General features: G+C 73.7%; 16 protein-coding genes. 7 read left to right on the top strand and 9 right to left on the bottom strand.

Annotated features, from left to right (window positions below; translation table 11 throughout):
• Nucleotides 1-50 precede the first annotated feature (50 nt).
• Entirely contained in the window at nt 51-1,193 is a 1,143-nt protein-coding gene (locus ACIP5K_RS13850; RefSeq protein WP_401408882.1) for a threonine aldolase family protein, read from the top strand.
• A 7-nt stretch (nt 1,194-1,200) separates the two neighbouring features.
• Here the strand turns inward: ACIP5K_RS13850 and ACIP5K_RS13845 are convergent, their stop codons facing one another.
• Nucleotides 1,201-1,449 (bottom strand): hypothetical protein, encoded by a 249-nt coding sequence (locus ACIP5K_RS13845; RefSeq protein WP_401408879.1) that lies wholly within the window; start codon nt 1,447-1,449, stop codon nt 1,201-1,203.
• 159 nt (nt 1,450-1,608) lie between these two features.
• Here ACIP5K_RS13845 and ACIP5K_RS13840 point away from each other — a divergent pair, with 159 nt between their 5' ends.
• A complete protein-coding gene (locus ACIP5K_RS13840) occupies nt 1,609-2,715 on the top strand; it encodes a DUF5937 family protein (protein ID WP_401408877.1) in 1,107 nt (368 codons plus the stop codon).
• A 25-nt stretch (nt 2,716-2,740) separates the two neighbouring features.
• Here ACIP5K_RS13840 and ACIP5K_RS13835 read toward each other — a convergent pair whose 3' ends face one another.
• Nucleotides 2,741-3,412 (bottom strand): response regulator, encoded by a 672-nt coding sequence (locus ACIP5K_RS13835; protein ID WP_401408875.1) that lies wholly within the window; start codon nt 3,410-3,412, stop codon nt 2,741-2,743.
• A 26-nt stretch (nt 3,413-3,438) separates the two neighbouring features.
• The gene (locus ACIP5K_RS13830; RefSeq protein ID WP_401408872.1) at nt 3,439-4,641 is read right to left on the bottom strand and encodes a sensor histidine kinase; all 1,203 of its coding nucleotides are present in this window, start codon (nt 4,639-4,641) and stop codon (nt 3,439-3,441) included.
• 118 nt (nt 4,642-4,759) lie between these two features.
• On the opposite strand from ACIP5K_RS13830, the gene ACIP5K_RS13825 reads away from it, so the two are divergent.
• Nucleotides 4,760-5,830 (top strand): SAM-dependent methyltransferase, encoded by a 1,071-nt coding sequence (locus tag ACIP5K_RS13825; RefSeq protein WP_401408869.1) that lies wholly within the window; start codon nt 4,760-4,762, stop codon nt 5,828-5,830.
• On the opposite strand, the gene ACIP5K_RS13820 is transcribed toward ACIP5K_RS13825, so the two are convergent.
• Nucleotides 5,795-6,946 (bottom strand): NADH-quinone oxidoreductase subunit D, encoded by a 1,152-nt coding sequence (locus tag ACIP5K_RS13820; protein ID WP_401408866.1) that lies wholly within the window; start codon nt 6,944-6,946, stop codon nt 5,795-5,797. The two genes, ACIP5K_RS13825 and ACIP5K_RS13820, sit on opposite strands and share 36 nt — an antisense overlap.
• 100 nt (nt 6,947-7,046) lie before the next feature.
• Here ACIP5K_RS13820 and ACIP5K_RS13815 point away from each other — a divergent pair, with 100 nt between their 5' ends.
• Together ACIP5K_RS13815 and ACIP5K_RS13810 are read left to right on the top strand one after the other, a co-directional pair.
• Nucleotides 7,047-7,634 carry a PH domain-containing protein gene (locus ACIP5K_RS13815; RefSeq protein ID WP_401408864.1) on the top strand — a complete coding sequence of 196 codons (588 nt, stop codon included), beginning with the start codon at nt 7,047-7,049 and terminating at the stop codon, nt 7,632-7,634.
• Entirely contained in the window at nt 7,631-8,989 is a 1,359-nt protein-coding gene (locus ACIP5K_RS13810) for a PH domain-containing protein (RefSeq protein ID WP_401408861.1), read from the top strand. The genes ACIP5K_RS13815 and ACIP5K_RS13810 overlap by 4 nt, the downstream gene beginning before the upstream one ends.
• 88 nt (nt 8,990-9,077) lie before the next feature.
• On the opposite strand, the gene ACIP5K_RS13805 is transcribed toward ACIP5K_RS13810, so the two are convergent.
• From ACIP5K_RS13805 to ACIP5K_RS13790, 4 genes are all read right to left on the bottom strand, one after another.
• The gene (locus ACIP5K_RS13805) at nt 9,078-10,115 is read right to left on the bottom strand and encodes a hypothetical protein (RefSeq protein WP_401408858.1); all 1,038 of its coding nucleotides are present in this window, start codon (nt 10,113-10,115) and stop codon (nt 9,078-9,080) included.
• Nucleotides 10,116-10,252: 137 nt separating this feature from the next.
• The gene (locus ACIP5K_RS13800) at nt 10,253-11,233 is read right to left on the bottom strand and encodes an ABC transporter substrate-binding protein (RefSeq protein ID WP_401408855.1); all 981 of its coding nucleotides are present in this window, start codon (nt 11,231-11,233) and stop codon (nt 10,253-10,255) included.
• 120 nt (nt 11,234-11,353) lie between these two features.
• A complete protein-coding gene (locus tag ACIP5K_RS13795) occupies nt 11,354-12,022 on the bottom strand; it encodes an ABC transporter permease (RefSeq protein WP_401408852.1) in 669 nt (222 codons plus the stop codon).
• Nucleotides 12,019-12,765 carry an ABC transporter permease gene (locus ACIP5K_RS13790; protein WP_401408850.1) on the bottom strand — a complete coding sequence of 249 codons (747 nt, stop codon included), beginning with the start codon at nt 12,763-12,765 and terminating at the stop codon, nt 12,019-12,021. Before ACIP5K_RS13790 ends, ACIP5K_RS13795 begins: the two co-directional genes overlap by 4 nt.
• Before the next feature lie 198 nt (nt 12,766-12,963).
• Between ACIP5K_RS13790 and ACIP5K_RS13785 the strand changes: the two genes are divergently transcribed.
• Entirely contained in the window at nt 12,964-14,118 is a 1,155-nt protein-coding gene (locus ACIP5K_RS13785; protein ID WP_401408847.1) for an ABC transporter ATP-binding protein, read from the top strand.
• Here the strand turns inward: ACIP5K_RS13785 and ACIP5K_RS13780 are convergent.
• On the bottom strand, nt 14,111-15,217 hold the full coding sequence (locus ACIP5K_RS13780; RefSeq protein WP_401408844.1) for an alpha/beta hydrolase: 1,107 nt from the start codon (nt 15,215-15,217) through the stop codon (nt 14,111-14,113). The two genes, ACIP5K_RS13785 and ACIP5K_RS13780, sit on opposite strands and share 8 nt — an antisense overlap.
• Nucleotides 15,218-15,381: 164 nt before the next feature.
• Here ACIP5K_RS13780 and ACIP5K_RS13775 point away from each other — a divergent pair, with 164 nt between their 5' ends.
• Nucleotides 15,382-16,947 (top strand): phosphatidylglycerol lysyltransferase domain-containing protein, encoded by a 1,566-nt coding sequence (locus ACIP5K_RS13775; protein WP_401408841.1) that lies wholly within the window; start codon nt 15,382-15,384, stop codon nt 16,945-16,947.
• The last annotated feature ends 2 nt before the right edge of the window (nt 16,948-16,949 follow it).

Below are 16,949 nucleotides of genomic sequence, written 5' to 3'. Positions count from 1 at the left end.
ACAGGCTGTGGGGAAGCGCACGCGTACGCGTGTGCGACATGATGCGACGCATGGACGTGTCCGAAGAGAAGCAGCAGACAGCACGGCGCATCGCCGCCTTCCGGGGCGCGACGCGCGTCCTGGCCCGTGGCCCGCAGACGGCCACCGTCGGCGAGCGCTGGGCGCGCCTGAGCGAGGCGGCGGAGTCGGTGACCGACCTGTCGGGCGACGTCGACATCTACGGGGACGGGGTCGTCGCCGAGCTGGAGGCGAAGGTCGCCGCGCTGCTCGGCAAGGAGGCCGCAGCGTTCTTCCCCACCGGCACCATGGCGCAGCAGGTCGCCCTGCGCTGCTGGGCGGGCCGTACCGGCAGCCCGACCGTGGCCCTGCACCCGCTGGCCCACCCGGAGGTCCACGAGCGCGAGGCGCTGACCACGGTGGCCGGGCTGCGCACGGTGCACCCGACGACGGCCGCCCGGCAGATCACCGCCGACGAGGTGCACGGCATGGACGAGCCGTTCGGCACGCTGATGCTGGAGCTGCCCCTGCGGGACGCCGGTTTCGTGCTGCCCACGTGGGAGGAGCTGGAGGAGGTCTGCGCGGCGGCACGCGCGCGGGACGCCGTGGTCCACTTCGACGGGGCCCGCCTGTGGGAGTGCACGACGCACTTCGGTCGTCCGCCGGCGGAGATCGCCGACCTCGCGGACAGCGTCTACGTGTCGTTCTACAAGTCGCTCGGCGGCCTGAGCGGCGCGGCGCTCGCGGGCCCGCAGAGCTTCGTCGACGAGGCCAGGGCCTGGCGGCACCGCTACGGCGGGCAGGTCTTCCACCAGTTCCCGCAGGCGATCGCGGCGCTGGTCGGCCTGGAGCGGGAGCTGCCGCGGCTGCCGGAGTACGTGGCGCACGCGCGCGTGGTGGCCCGTGCGCTGCAAGAGGGCTTCGCCGACGCGGGCCTCGCGTGGGCGCGGCTGCACCCTCAGGAGCCGCACACCCACGCGTTCCGGGTGCTGCTGCCCCACGACCCCGAGGTGCTCACCGAGGCGACGGTGGCGCAGGCGGAGGAGACGAAGACGCAGCTGTTCGGGCGCTGGTGGCCCGTGGCGGGGGCGCCGGGGCTGTCCTTCACCGAGGTCACGGTGGCCGAGGCGGGGCTCGCGTGGAGCGCCGACGACGTCCGCGCGGCCGTCGCGGACTTCGTGTGCCGCCTGCCGTGAGCGGGGTTCAGCAGCCGGCGGCGTGCCCGCGGTGGGAGCGCCGGCCCGCGAGGCGGCGGGCCAGCGCGGCGCGGATCCGGCCGCGCGCCGGGCGCCCCGCCACCACCGCCCGGAAGCGGCGGTAGTCGCGCAGCTCCCGCGCGGCGGCGGCCTCGTGCAGGTGCGGGGCGGGCGGGACGGCCTCGCCGCGCGCCGCGGCCCGGTAGACGTCCAGGGCGTACTGCTGGGTGACGGTCATGACGACCACCTCGCTCATCATCTCGATTGTCACGCTGCGCCCCGGAAAGTGCCTTCTTGCCAGGCTTGGGGGCCGATGACCACGAGCCTGCGCGCCGCCGCGCGGTCCGGTCACGTCGATTGACGAGAGCCGTCAATCGAGGACCCGGCTGTCGGTGGCGGCGTGCACCATGGGGTCATGAGCGTGCGCATCGACATCACCGGCCTGACGGCCGAGCGGATCCACTTCGCGCCCTCGCCCCTGGCCGAGCTGGGTGCGGCGCTGCACGCGCTGGCGGAGCCCGCGCACCACCCGGGGGTGCAGGGCTGGACGACGAGCGTGGCCGCGTGCCTCGACCCGTGCCTGGCGGACCGGATGTGCGAGGCGGACTTCCTGTGGCGCACGACGTTCTCGGACGTCTTCACGCCGTCCGCCGGGGTGCCGGGCCGGCACACCCTGCCCGGTGCCACGCTCGCCGAGGACCTGGACCTGCTCGACAAGCTCTCCGACGAGCAGTTCGTGGACGCCGCCCTGGAGTTCACCTGCCAGTCGGAGTACGCGCGGCGGGACGTCACGCGGCTGGACGACCCGCGCACGCGGGAGCGCGCGCTCGAACTGGCGGCGGCGCGCGGCTCCCACCAGATGCGCTTCACCCAGCGCCTGCTGGAGGACCCGCCCGCGATCAGGGCCTGGTTCCGCGAGCTGATGCAGGACTGCGACGAGGCGTTCTTCTCCGACGTGTGGGGACGCGTCCGGCCTCAGCTGGCGGCCGACGCGCGGCTCAAGACGGACCTGCTGCGCCGCAAGGGCGTCCCGGACGCGCTCTGCGCGGTCTCGGGGTCGGTGTCGCTGGACGACACGGGCCGCTCCGTCGTCGTCGACAAGGTCTCCGTGGGGCACACCGCGACGGGCTCCGGCGATCTGGTCCTGATCCCGACCGGCCTGGGCCGGCCGCATCTGTGGGTGCTGCACCGCAAGGACTGGCAGCCGCTGATCACGTACCCGATCTCCGCCCCCGGCCTCACCGCGCCGACCTCGGTGGAGCAGCTGACCCTGCGCCTGTCGGCCCTCGCCCACCCGGTGCGGATGCGGCTGTGCCGGCACCTGGCGCGCGGCTCGTACACGACGGGCGAGCTGGCCGACGCGCACGGCATGACGGCGCCGGAGATATCCCGGCACCTGTCGCTGCTGAAGAAGGCGGGCCTGATCACCACGCGCCGGCACGGCCGGTACGCGCGGCACCAGCTGGACCTGGGCGTGGTGTCGCGGCTGGGCGGCGACTTCATCGAGGGCGTGCTGCGCTGACCCGGCGGCGCGGGCGGGCCGTCGCTCAGGCCCCGCCGCCCGCGCGGACGAGCCCCGTCTCGTAGGCGAGGACGACGACCTGGACGCGGTCGCGCAGGCCCAGCTTGGTCAGGATGCGGCCCACGTGGGTCTTCACCGTGGCCTCCGACAGCACCAGGTGGGCGGCGATCTCGCCGTTCGACAGCCCCTGGGCGACCAGGATCATGACCTCGCGCTCCCGCTCGGTCAGCCGCTCCAGCTGCTGGTGCCGCGGCTCCTTGGCGTTGCTGGGCAGCATCGGCGCGAACCGGTCGAGCAGCCGGCGGGTGGTGGACGGCGCGACCACCGCGTCGCCGCTGTGCACCGAGCGGATCGCGGTCAGCAGCTCGCCGGGCGGCACGTCCTTGAGCATGAAGCCGGAGGCGCCCGCCCTGAGCCCGGAGAACGCGTACTCGTCCAGGTCGAACGTGGTCAGGATGAGGACCTTCGGCGGGTTCGGCCCGGAGCAGATGCGGCGGGTCGTCTCGACGCCGTCCAGCTTCGGCATGCGCACGTCCATGAGGACCACGTCCACGGCCGTGGCCCGCAGCACCTCCAGCGCCTCGACACCGTCGCCCGCCTCGGCGACGACCTCCATGTCCGGCTGGGCGGCGAGCACCATCCGGAAACCGGTGCGCAGCAGCACCTGGTCGTCGACGAGCATGACCTTGATCGACATCGATCCCGTTCCTTTGCTGGTACGTGTCAATGAGCGGGCTTGAGCGGCAACAGGACGCTGATGCGGAATCCACCGCCGGGGCGCGGGCCCGCGTCCAGCGTGCCGCCGACCATACCGACGCGCTCGCGCATCCCGATGAGCCCGTGGCCGCGGCCGTCGGCGCCCCCGTCCTCGTACAGCTCGTGCGGGGCGCCCTTGCCGTCGTCCTCGACGAGCAGGCCGAGTCCGTCGTCGAAGTAGACGAGCCGGACGCTCGCGCCCGCGTTCGGGCCGCCGTGCTTGCGGGTGTTGGTGAGGGCCTCCTGGACGATGCGGTACGCGGTCAGCTCGACGCCGCTGGGCAGCGGGCGCGGGGTGCCCTCGACCTTGAAGTCGACGGGCAGGCCCGCCGTGCGCACCTGGGCGACCAGGTCCTCGATCTGTTCGACGTCGGGCTGCGGGACGTACTCCTCGCCCTGCTCGCGCTCGCCGGTGCGCAGCACCCCGAGCAGCCGGCGCATCTCCGCGAGCGCCTGCCGGCCGGTGCCCGAGATGGTCTCCAGGGCCTTCTTCGCCTGGTCGGGAGCGGCGTCCAGGACGTAGGCGGCGCCGTCGGCCTGCACCACCATCACCGACACGTTGTGCGCGACGACGTCGTGCAGCTCCCGCGCGATCCGCGCCCGTTCGGCCGCGACCGCGACCTTCGACTGGGCCTCGCGCTCCTTCTCCAGACGCGCCGCGCGCTCCTCCAGCTCGGCCAGATAGGCGCGGCGGGTGCGCAGCGAGTCGCCGAGGACCCAGGCGAGGGCGAACGGCACCATCGTGAAGACGGCGACGGCGATCTGGCCGGGCCCGCTCGCGTGCTCCTCGGGCCAGCGGATCTGGGCGATCGGCGCCGCGCACAGGCCCGCGCCGAGGGCGAGCCGGGACGACCACCGCGCCCCGTTCGCCGCGCAGGTGTAGACGATGACCAGCATCGCGAAGTCGGCCGGCCCGGTCTCCGCGTCGAAGATCAGCTGGGCCACGCCGGTCACGACGGTGAGGAGCAGCATGCGCTCCGGCACCCGGCGGCGCAGCGCGACGACGACGCTCAGCAGCAGGGCGCAGACGACACCCGCCGCCCGGTTGCCGCTGGACGGTCCTCCGGCGTCGTTGACGACGGCCACCACCGCGAGCCCGAGCAGGATCACGGCCCAGAAGCCGTCGACCCAGGTCGGGTGTCTGCGGAGGAAGTCGTAGAGACGCTGCACGTAACCCAGAGTAGGTACGCGTGCGGCCCGCGGGGGTCAACCGGAGGACCGATCCGTATACGGCGCGCGTACTCCCCAAGGTGGAGGCGCGTGCGCGGGGCGCGCATAGCCTTCAGGCGTGGAGAACGTACGAGAGGACGGGCCCGGCGGCGGGCTGCCGGGCGGCGCCCGCGGCTGGCGCGAGGCCACCGAGCGGGCCCTGTACGGTCCGGCCGGCTTCTATCGCGGGCCCGAGGGGCCCGCCGCCCATTTCCGCACGTCCGTGCACGCGTCGCCGCTGTTCGCGGGCGCCGTCGCCGAGCTGCTGTGCCGGGTGGACGCGGCGCTCGGCAGCCCGCAGCGGCTGACGTTCGTCGACATGGCGGCGGGGCGCGGCGAGCTGGTGTCGCGGGTCCTGGAGCTGCTGCCGCCGCACGTCCACGCGCGCGTGCACGCCTGCGCGGTGGAGGTCGCCGGGCGCCCCGCCGGGCTCGATCACCGGATCGAGTGGCGGTCCGCACCGCCCGACGCGATCACGGGGCTGCTGTTCGCGAACGAGTGGCTGGACAACGTCCCGGTCGAGGTCGTCGAGACCGACGAGGACGGCGCCGCCCGGCTCGTCCTCGTCCGGCCGGACGGCACCGAGTCGCTGGCCCCCGGACCGCTCGGGGACGCCGAACGGCGCTGGCTCGACACCTGGTGGCCGCTGCCCTGCGCACCCGGGCTGCGCGCGGAGGTCGGGCTGCCGCGCGACACCGCGTGGGCGGCGGCCGTGGGCTCGGTGGAGCGCGGCCTCGCGGTCGCCGTGGACTACGCCCACGCGCGCGGGGCGCGTCCGCCGTTCGGCACGCTGACCGGTTTCAAGGACGGGCGGGAGGTGCCGCCCGTGCCCGACGGGTCCCGCGACCTCACGGCGCACGTGGCGCTCGACGCCTGCGCGAGCGGTCCGGACGCGCGGCTGCTCACCCAGCGCGCGGCGCTGCGCGCCCTCGGCGTCCGCGCGGGCCGTCCCCCGCTGGCGCTCGCCTCGCGGGACCCGGCCGGGTACGTACGGGCGCTCACGCGCGCGGGAGAGGCGGCGGAGCTGACGGCCCGCGGCGGACTCGGCGACTTCGGCTGGCTCGTCGAGCCGGTGGGGCTGCCGTCGGACGGCCCGTCCGGCTCGCTCGCCGGGCTACTTGTCGATGTCTCCGACGACGAAGAACAGTGAGCCGAGGATCGCCACCATGTCGGCGACGAGCGTGCCGGGCAGCAGCTCGGCCAGCGCCTGGATGTTGTTGAAGGACGCGGAGCGCAGCTTCAGCCGGTACGGCGTCTTCTCGCCCTTGGAGACGAGGTAGTAGCCGTTGATGCCGAGCGGGTTCTCCGTCCAGGCGTAGGTGTGGCCCTCCGGCGCCTTGAGGACCTTCGGCAGGCGCTGGTTGACCGGGCCGGGCGGGAGGTCGGCGATCCGGTCCAGGCAGGCGTCGGCGAGGTCGAGCGCGTTGTGGGTCTGCTCCAGCAGGCACTCGAAGCGGGCCAGGCAGTCGCCCTCCTGCCGAGTGACGACCTTGAGGGTGTCCTGGAGCTCTCCGTAGGCGAGGTACGGCTCGTCGCGGCGCAGGTCGAAGTCGACGCCGGAGGCGCGGGCGATCGGTCCGGACACCCCGTAGGAGTGCGCGGCCCCGGCCGTCAGGACACCGACGCCGCGCGTGCGGCCGCGGAAGATCTCGTTGCCGAGGACCAGTCGGTCGTAGACGTCCATCCGGGAACGGACGGAGGCGACGGCGTCCCGCGCGCGCGTGGTCCAGCCGAGCGGCAGGTCCTCCTTGAGGCCGCCCACCCGGTTGAACATGTAGTGCATGCGGCCGCCGGAGATCTCCTCCATGACGGCCTGGAGTTCCTCGCGTTCGCGGAAGGCGTGGAAGACCGGAGTGATTCCGCCCAGTTCGAGTGGGTACGAACCCAGGAACATCAGATGGTTCAGCACACGGTTCAGCTCGGCGAGCAGGGTCCTCAGCCAGACGGCGCGCTCGGGGACCTCCATGCCCAGCATCCGCTCGACGGCGAGCACGACACCGAGTTCGTTCGAGAACGCGGACAGCCAGTCGTGGCGGTTGGCGAGCATCACGATCTGCCGGTAGTCCCGCGCCTCGAACAGCTTCTCGGCTCCGCGGTGCATGTAGCCGATCACCGGCTCCGCCTGCTGGATGCGTTCGCCGTCGAGCACGAGACGCAGGCGCAGCACACCATGGGTGGAGGGGTGCTGCGGACCGATGTTGAGCACCATGTCGGTGCTCTCCGCGGCACCACCGATGCCGACCGTGGCCTGAGTCGTGGGCGTCATGCGAACAGTCTCTCCTACGTAGGGTGAATGCATGGAGACAGGGGCGACAGGGGCCACGGGGGCGACGGGCTCGATAGGGGCGGTGGGGGCTGTGGGACCTATGGGGCCGACGGGACCGGTGGGATCAGAGGGATCAGGGGGCTCGGGGGGATCAGAGGGATCGGGGGGCTCGGGGGGATCGGGGGGATCGACAGGGGTCAAGGACGGGGACGGTGGGGTCGGGCCCGGTAGCGGCTGGACCGGTCTGCCGTCCGGGCTGCTGAAGCTGCGCCGGCTGCTGCTGGTGCTCTGGCTGGCGCCCCTCACCGTCGCGGTCGCGGTGCTGCCGGCCCTCTTCGCGGGGGCGCCCTGGGCGGCGTTCGCGCTGCTGCCGCTGGCGGTACTGGTGTGGGGCTGGCCGATGCTCGGCCGGAACTGGCGCTCGTGGCGGTACGCCGAGCGCGCCGACGACCTGCTGATCAGCCGCGGGGTGCTCTGGCGCGAGGAAACGATCGTGCCCTACGGGCGCATGCAGCTGGTCGAGGTGACCTCGGGCCCCCTGGAGCGCAGGTTCGGCCTGGCCAGCCTCCAGCTGCACACCGCGGCCGCGGCCACCGACGCGACGATCCCGGGACTCGTCCCGGCCGAGGCCGAGCGGCTGCGCGACCGCCTGACCGAGCTCGGCGAAGCCCGATCGGCCGGCCTGTGACGGCCGCCCCCGCCCCGCAGGACGTCACCCGCCACGACGGTCCCGAGCCCCTGCGGGAGCGGCGGCTGCACCCCGTCACGCCGCTGCGCCGCGCCTGGGCGCCGATAGCGGTGCTGCTCGGCTGGGCCGTGCACGACATGGATCAGGCGCAGCGCCAGCTCTCCCACCTCACTGCCGCGACCCTGGCGATCGGCCTGGGCGTCCTGGTGCCGGCGGCCGCCCTGTACGGCTTCCTCACCTGGTGGTTCACCCACTTCGGGGTGACCGACACCGAACTGCGCATCCGGACGGGCCTGCTGTTCCGCCGCACCGCCCACATCCGGCTCGACCGCCTCCAGGCCGTCGACGTCACGCAGCCGCTCCTGGCCCGCTTCCTGGGCGTCGCCAAACTGAAGCTCGACGTCGTCGGCACCGACAAGAAGGACGAACTCGCCTTCCTGGGCGAGAAGGAGGCCCGCGACCTGCGGGCCGAACTGCTCGCGCGTGCGGCGGGTTTCGCCCCGGAGTCGGCGGGCGAGGTGGGTGAGGCCCCGGCGCGCCAGATCCTGCGCACACCGCCGCGCACGCTCGCCGCGGCACTGCTGCTGACGGGCGCCCCGTGGGCGATGCTCCTGTCGGCGGTGGCCGTTCCGGGGTTCCTGTGGTTCGCCACCCACAACCTGTGGACGGTGATCGCGGTCGCCGTGCCGCTGGCCGGCGGGGCGTTCACCAACAGCGCGGGCCGGTTCATCAAGGAGTACGACTGGACGGTCGGCGAGTCCCCCGACGGGCTGCGCATCGACCACGGGCTGCTCGACCGGGTGCACGAGACGGTGCCGCCGGGCCGGGTGCAGATCGTGCGGATCGTGCAGCCGCTGCTGTGGCGGCGGCCCGGCTGGGTCCGCGTCGAGCTGCACGTCGCGGGGTCGGCCAACTCGGTCCTGGTGCCCGTCGCCCCGCGCGAGCAGGCCGAGGACGTCGTCGCCCGCATCCTGCCGGGGGTCGCCGTGCCGAAGCCGGGCGACTTCGCGCCCGCGCCGCGGCGCGGGCACTGGTGCGTGCCGGTGTGGTGGCGGGCGTACGGGGTGTCGGTCACGGAGACGGTGTTCGCGGCCCGCTCCGGGCTGCTGCGCCGCGAGATCTCGCTCGTGCCGCACGCCAAGGTGCAGAGCGTGCGCCTCACCCAGGGGCCCTGGGAGCGGCACTGGCGGGTCGCGGGGCTGCACCTGGACACCGGCGCCGACAGGACGGTGACGGCGCGGCTGCGGGACGCGCAAGAGGCGGCGGAGCTGCTGCGGGCGCAGGCGGACCGGTCCAGGACCGGACGCAGGGGGGCCAGGCCCGACCGGTGGATGAGCGGGACGTCCGCGCCCTGACGGACCGGCCGGAAGCCGGACGGAGGACCGGAGAAGGGGCGCTCCGCCGTCGGCGGAGCGCCCCTTCCCACCACGCGTGGCGCGGACCTCAGGCGCGCAGCGCCGACCGCAGCTCGCCCACGTCGATCTGCTCGGTCTCGTCGTGCTCCGTCAGGTCGATGACTTCCTTCTCGGCGCCGTCGTCCTCCGGGGAGGCGTGCGCGTCCCGCTCGTCCGACCGGCCCCGCTGGTCCTGCTGCCGCTCCTGCGCCTGCTCCTGCTCCTGCTCCTGCTCCTGCTGCTTCTGCCGCTGCTTCTGGTCGGCGAGCGCCTCCTCGCCGACGACGTCCGCGAGGTCCTCGCCCGGGGCCACGGCGGCGCCGCTGGTGCCGAAGAAGTCGAAGCCGCCCACGAGGGCCCTGCGGGCCGGTGCCGCCGGAGGCACCACGGCCGCGGCGGCCGGCACGGTGAAGTGGCCGGACGCCGCCCGGGGCTTCCCCCGGGAATCGGTCTCCTTCGCGACGGGCGCGACGGGCGTGGTGGGGGTGGTGGGCGTGGTGGGAGCGGCGGGCCGGGCCAGCCGGTCGAGCGCCGCGTTCGCCCGCAGGTACAGCGACGGGGTGACCCGGATCGCGGCCGGGGCCGCCTTCGGCTCGGCGGACCGGGCCGGGGGCAGTGCCTTCGTGGGCGCGGACGCCTCGATGGCGAGCCGGCGGCGGCCCTCCAGGGCGCTGGCCCGCTCGGTCTCGGCGGTGGCGTACCGGCGCAGCAGCGCCGCGTGCTCGTTGCGCAGGCCCGCCAGCTCGGACCGCTTGGAGCGGAGCCTGGCCTCCAGGCGGGAGCGCAGCTCGCGCGACTCCTCCAGATCGCCCTCCAGCTCCGCCACGGCCTCCTCGTGCCGCCAGCGCTCGCTCGCCGCGCCCCGGGTCAGGTCGGCGACCTGCTTGCCCGCGAGCCGGTCCCAGCGGCGCATCACGTAGGCGCCGACGACGGCCGCGGCGGCCGCCGCGGCGGTGATGCCGCGCAGCACGAGCGGATCGTCCGTCAGCCAGGCGCCGCCCGCGCACACGAGAGGCGCACCGGCGATGACCGAAGGGGGCAACAGACGGTGCAGGGGTGGGGAATGGCGGTGGCGTCCACGTGGCATGGCCAGAAACTTACCGCGCGTAGGCGAATCGCGAAGCCCCGCCCGGCAAAATCCGGGCGCGGGCGTCACGGAAACCACCGGACTCACGCCAAACTCGCGTCAGAATCGGCTCACTTCGCCCCACGCGGCGATCAAGATCATTTCTTGATGAGGTCCTTGGCCGCCAGATAGTCCTTCGCGACATCGGCTTCCTTCTGCCGCTCGGCGTCGACCTTGCGGTTCAACTCCACGAGGTCGTCGGTGGTGAGGACCTTGGTCAGCTTGCCGAGGACATCGGCGATCTCCTTGCCGCCCGCGTCCTTGGCGTTCACGACCGGAACGATGTTGTCCGCATTCTGGAGCTTCTTGTCGTCCTCCAGCAGGACGAGCCCGTAGTTCTTCAGCGTCGCGTCGGTCGTGGTGGTCAGGACCAGCTGGTCCTGACCGTTCTTCACCGCCTGCTTGGACTGGGTGGTGCCCACGCCCTTGGGGTCGATGCCGGTGACATCGATCCCGTACTTCTTCTTCAGGCCGGGGGCGCAGAACGGCCGGGTCTCGCATTCGTCACCGGCCGCGATCTTGACCTTCTCGCCGGACTTGCCGAGATCGGAAAGGGTCTTCAGACCGTGCTTCCGGGCGAACGACTCGGTCACCGCGAAAGCGTTCTGGTCGACGGCCTGTCCGGCGTCGAGAACCTTCAGGCCTTCCGGCTCGGCGAGACCGCGCAGCGCGGTCATCGTCGCGTCGACATCACTGGACGCGACGGCCTTCGCGTCCGATCCGTTCTTCTTCAGGTTGAGGAATTCGGCGAGCGTCGCCGCGTATTCGGGCACCACGTCGATGGCGCCCTTCGCGAGCTGCGGTTCGTAGATCTCGCGGTTCTCCACCGTCTTGACCGACGCGTCGTACCCGGCGTCGTCCAATATCTGCCGGTACAGCTCGCCCATCACCTTGGCCTCGGTGAAACTGGCGGCGCCGATGACGACCTTGCCCTTCTTGTCGGCGCCCGCGCTCGACGAGCCGCCCTTGTCGCCCTCCAGGCTGTCACCGCCGCACGCGGTGAGGCTCGCGGTGAGGGCTCCCGCCGCCACGACCGCCAGAGCCATCCGGCGGGTTCTGCCGTGCGTCCTGCTGTTCATCGCTCTCCTCATTGCACTGGTGTCACTGCTTGCACTGCTGGTACTGCGAGGACCGGGTGGCATCGCTGCGGGGAGGGCGGCACCGCGCTGTGCCGCCGGGAACCCGGGTGGCGCCCGTGGTCACGCCCGCCCTCGTGACGGGTCCAGGAACCGGCCCGCCACCACGAACACGCCTTCCACGACCAGCGCGAGCGCCGCCACGAGGACGGCGCCGGCGACGACCTGCGGCGTGTTCTGGAGGCTGAATCCGGCGGTGATGATCCGCCCGAGCCCGCCCTCGCCCGCCATCGCGGCCAGCGTCGCCGTCGCGATCACCTGCACCCCGGCCGACCGCAGGCCGGTCATCACCAGGGGGTACGCCAGCGGGAGCTCGACCCGCGCGAACACCTGGCCGCCGCTCATCCCCATGCCGCGCGCGGCCTCGACCACCGCACGGTCGACCTCGCGCATGCCCACGTACGCGTTCGTCAGCAGGGGCGGGATCGCGAACAGGACCAGGGCGATCAGGGTGGGCAGGTCGCCGTGCCGGCCGAGCGGGGTGAGCGTGAGCAGCACCAGGACGGCGAGGGTGGGCACCGCGCGCCCCACGTTCGAGACATTGACGGCGAGGGCGCCGCCCCGGCCCACGTGGCCCAGCCACAGGGCCAGCGGCAGCGCGATCAGGCAGGCGACGGCGAGCGCGACGCCGCTGAAGTACAGATGCTCGGAGAGGCGGTGCCACACCCCCTTCTCGCCCTGCCAGTTGGCGCTCGTGCTCAGCCAGTCCCAGGCCCCCGATATCGCGTTCATGCGACCTTCTCCGGTGTCTTGGGCTCCACCGCGGTCACGGTCTCGCGCCGGCTATGGGCGCGACCGCCCCGGACGGCCGTCGCCCGCGTCCACGGCGTCAGCAGGCGCTGGACGGCGAGCAGCAGCAGGTCGGCGACGACGGCGAGCAGCACGCACAGCACGGAGGCGGCGAGCACCTGGGCCTTGAAGTCGCTGCGCAGGCCGTCCAGGATCAGGGTGCCCAGACCGCCGTAGTCGACGATCGCGCCGACCGTGGTGAGCGCCACCGTGGAGACGGTGGCGATGCGCACTCCGGCCAGCATCGCGGGCAGCGCGAGCGGCAGTTCGACCTCCCACAGCAGCCGCAGCGGTCCGTACCCCATCCCGCGCGCGGCCTCCCGGGCCTCCTCGGGGACGGCCTGGAGCCCCGCCAGGATATTGCGCACGAGGATCGTCAGCGAGTAGAGGACGAGACCCGTGATCACCAGCGAGGACGAGAGTCCGAACAGGGGCAGCAGCAGCGAGAACATCGCCAGCGAGGGGATCGAGTAGAAGACCGTGGTCAGACCGAGCACCGGTCCGGCGAAGGCCTTGCTGTGCCGCGCGAGCAGCGCGAGCGGGAAGGAGATCAGGACACCGATGACCACCGCGGCGGCGGTGATGCCCAGGTGCTGCACGGTCGCGTCCGTCAACTCCTGACCGCGGGTGCGCAGATACTCCCCGCACACCCAGTCATTGGCCACCAGGCAGTTCTGCTCGCTCACCCCGCCCCACCTCCCCCGTTTCGCCGAACGTATGCCAGGTATGCGTACCCGCGCACACATGTTTTCCGACTGTCGACGACCCTAGCGGCCGACACCGACAATGGCCGATACCCGACCCCCGGCCGCAACACTGCCTTCACACAACTGCCGTGTACGGACCGTCCCGGACATGGCCAGGCCCCGGCAGAATGGGTTCTCATGATCCGGTTCGAGCACGTCAGCAAGCAGTACGCGGACGGCACCACTGCCGTCGACGACCTGTCCTTCGAGGTGAACGAGGGCGAACTGGTCACGCTCGTCGGCCCGTCGGGCTGCGGCAAGACCACGACGATGAAGATGGTGAACCGGCTCATCGAACCCACCGGGGGCCGGATATTCCTCGACGGGGACGACATATCCGGTATCGACCCGGTGCAGTTGCGCCGCCGCATCGGATACGTCATCCAGCAGGTGGGCCTCTTCCCGCACAAGACCGTCCTGGACAACACGGCGACCGTGCCGCACCTGCTCGGCGTCAAGCGCGCCCGCGCCCGCGAGCGCGCCGCCGAACTCCTGGACCTGGTCGGCCTCGACCCGAAGGTCTTCGGCGACCGCTACCCCGAGCAGCTGTCCGGCGGCCAGCGCCAGCGGGTGGGCGTGGCGCGGGCGCTGGCGGCGGACCCGCCGGTGCTGCTGATGGACGAGCCGTTCGGCGCGGTCGACCCGGTCGTCCGCGAGCACCTCCAGACCGAGTTCCTGCGGCTCCAGCAGACGCTGAACAAGACCGTCCTGTTCGTCACGCACGACATCGAGGAGGCCGTCCGGCTCGGCGACCGCATCGCCGTGTACGGGCAGGGCCGCATCGAGCAGTACGACACCCCGCCGGCCGTCCTCGGCGCCCCCGCGACGCCGTACGTCGCCGACTTCGTCGGAGCGGACCGGGGCCTGAAGCGGCTGTCCGTCACCCCGATCGAGGAGGGCGACCTGGAGCAGCCGCCCGTGGTCCGCCTCGACGACCCGCTGCCCCGGGAGCTGGACGCCCGCTGGGCCGTGGTCCTCGACGGGGACGGCCACCTGCACGGCTGGCTCTCCGCCGAGCACGCGCGCGCGAGCGGCACCACCGTCCGCGACCAGGTCCGCCGCATGGAGGCCTGGCTGCCGGTCGGCGCCTCGCTCAAGCAGGCGTTCGCCACGATGCTCCAGCACGACGCGGGCTGGATCGCCGTCATCGACGAGGACAGCCAGGGCCGCTTCCTGGGCGTGCTCACCCCGGCCCGGCTGCACGAGGCGCTGCGGCGCTCCACGGCCGCGGACGCGCGGGACATCCCGCGCGCGCAGGTGGAGCTGGAGACGGTCGCGCCGCTGATCAGCTGACCGACAGCCGGCGGCTCAGCCACTCCAGGGTGGCCGGGATCTCCCGCCGCCAGGTGTTGAAGTTGTGCCCACCGCTGTCGAGGATGATCGACGACACGCGGGTGGGCGCCTTCACCCGGCCGATGAAGCCGAGCGTGGCCCGGTAGTTGTGCTCGCCCTGCCTGCTGCTGGTCACCAGGAGCGAGGTCGCGGGCGGCGGCATCCGGTCCAGGTACCGGTCCAGGTCGGCCCGCTCGCGCGCCCGCGCGTCCCCGTGGAACAGGTCGCCCGTCGTCGGGTCGCCGGCCGCCCGGTAGTAGGCGGACAGACCGGCGCCCGCCCCGAAGACGCCGGGGTGGTGCAGCGCCAGTTTCAGCGCGCAGTAACCACCGGTGGAGTCGCCGACCACGCCCCACGTCCGCTGCGTCCGGTAGCGCGCGGCGATCTCGGCGGGCAGGTCCGCCGCGAAGAAGGTCTCCGTGCGCGGGCCCCCGGGGACGTCCACGCACTCGGTGTCGCGCGGGGGCGCCACGGTCGGCCGCAGCATGACCAGGATCATCGGCCGCATCCGCCCGGCCGCCGCCAGCGCGTGCGCCGTCTGCGGATAGCGCAGCCCGCGGATCAGCGCCTGGGCCGTACCGGGATAGCCGGTCAGCACGACGGACGCGGGGAACCTGCGACGGGCGTAGCGCGGCTGGAAGTACTCGGGCGGCAGGTAGACATAGGCGGGCGCCGCGATGTGCGTCGTCCGCCCGACGACGTCCACCTTCTGCACCTGCCCCCCGACGGCGGCCCCGCCCCCGCCGGACACCCCGTCCCGGGTGGCGACCACCCGGACCGGCGGGGTGCGCGCCGCCACGTCGTGGTCGGTCACCACGCCCTGCCCCTGCTCCCGGCCGAAGAGGTCGGCCCAGGTCGCGTAGAAGCCGTAGGCCTGGTTCAGGGCCAGGCCGACCGCGGTGAAGACCGCCAGCTGGGTGGCGAACAGCAGCCCCACCCGGCCCAGGACGGACCGCCACGAACGGTGTGCCAGGCGCGGCCACAGCAGCACCGTGCCCGCGAACAGCGCCACGGCGAACAGCACCGCCAGCGCGGGGACTTCATGGCTCGTGAGCCCCATCGGACCTTCCCCTGGACGAGTCGACGGCCACCGGCCGCGCGACACCGGGTCTTTTCCGGCCGGGAGTGAACCCGACTCCCGCTCCCCCCGTCCTAGAGGGCGCAAGTCGCGGGATGCCGGACATGGCACCGCGTTCACGTTTCTCGCAGAACCACGGAAATGCGATGTTCGCCAGGATAGATGCGGAAAACTCCCCAGGGGGTGCGCGCCGGACGAGGCGCGCGGCGCACGGTCCGCGCCCGGAGGCCACGCCGGCGCTGATCGCCCGCGCCTGCCTCCTCGTCGGGGTCCTGGACACGGCGGCCGGCGCCTTCCCGCGGCTCTGGCCCACGCACGCCCCGGCGGCGGTGCTGCCCGGCGCCCTCCGCCCGTTCGCCGCCGCCCTCGCGCTCGGCAGCGGCGTCCTGTTGCTGCTGCTCGCGCACGGCCTGCGGCGCCGCAAGCGGCGGGCGTGGCGGGCGGCCGTGGTGCTGCTGCCGCTCGGCGCCTGCGCCCAGTTCGCCTACCGGCACTCGTTCGCGGGCGTCGTCGTCCCGCTCGTCCTGCTGGGGGTCCTCGCCCGGCACCGCGCGCGGTTCGACGCGCCGCCCGACCCGCGCGGCCGCTGGCGGGCCCTGGCCCACTTCGTCGTCCTCGGCGCCGGTTCGATCCTCGTCGGGCTGCTCATCGTCAGCGCCCGCCCGCACCGGCTGGTCGGCGACCCCAGCCTGGCGGACCGTCTGCGGCACGTCCTGTACGGCCTGTTCGGCCTCGACGGGCCGCTCCACTACGCGGGCGGCGCCTCCCGCACGGTCGACGCCCTGCTCGGCACCCTCGGCCTGATCACCGCGCTGACCACGGCCTACTTCGCGCTCCGGCCCGAGCACCCGGCGGTCCCCCGCACCGAGGACGACGAGAGCAGGCTGCGCGCCCTGCTGGACCGGCACGGCGCCCGCGACTCCCCCGGCCGCTCCGCGCTCCGCCGCGACACCGGGGTGGTGTTCTCGCCCAGCGGCAAGGCGGCGGTCCGCTACCGCGTGGCCTCCGGCGTGATGCTCGCCCATGGCGACCCCGTCGGCGATGTGGAGGCGTGGCCGGGCGCCATCGAGCGGTTCATGGACGAGGCGCGCGCCCATTCCTGGACCCCGGCCGTCGCGGGCTGCTCCGCGACGGGCGGCGGGGTCTGGACCCGCGAGACCGGCCTGGCCGCGCTCGGACCGGGGGACGAGGCGGTGGCGGACGTCGCGGATCTCTCCCTGACCGGGCGGACCGGGCGGGCCGGGCGGACCGGCCGGACCCGCCGGAGCGGGCGCGCGATGCGCGCCGTGGGCCGGATGGTCAGGCGGACCGGGCGCGCCGGCCAGGCGACCCGGGTCCGGCGCGTCCGTGACCCCGCCCCCGCCGAGCGGGATCGGATCCGGCGCGCCGCCGCCCCGGGGAGGAACGACCCGCTGATCGGGCCCACCCTCCGGCCCGCCCCACGGCTCGGCACCCCCATCCGCACCCGCACCCGCATCGGCATCCGCATCGGCCGGAGCCCGCTCGGCTTCGCGATGTTCCGCCGGGAGCCCCGCTCCATGGTCTCCCCCTCCTCGGGGGACCTCCCGCGCACCGGCCGGGCCGCCCTGCGCGCGGACGGCTTCGTGCGGCTGCGCCTGCCGGGAGTGGTGCGGCGCCGGGCGCCGGAGCCGCACCCGGGCGCCCACCCCCACCGCCGGGAGGAGACCCGGGCACCCCTCGTGCGGCTCTAGGC

The sequence above is a fragment of the Streptomyces sp. NPDC088785 genome, from assembly GCF_044750685.1.
Classification (GTDB): Bacteria; Actinomycetota; Actinomycetes; order Streptomycetales; family Streptomycetaceae; genus Streptomyces.
This window is presented reverse-complemented; position numbering and strand designations above follow the sequence as displayed.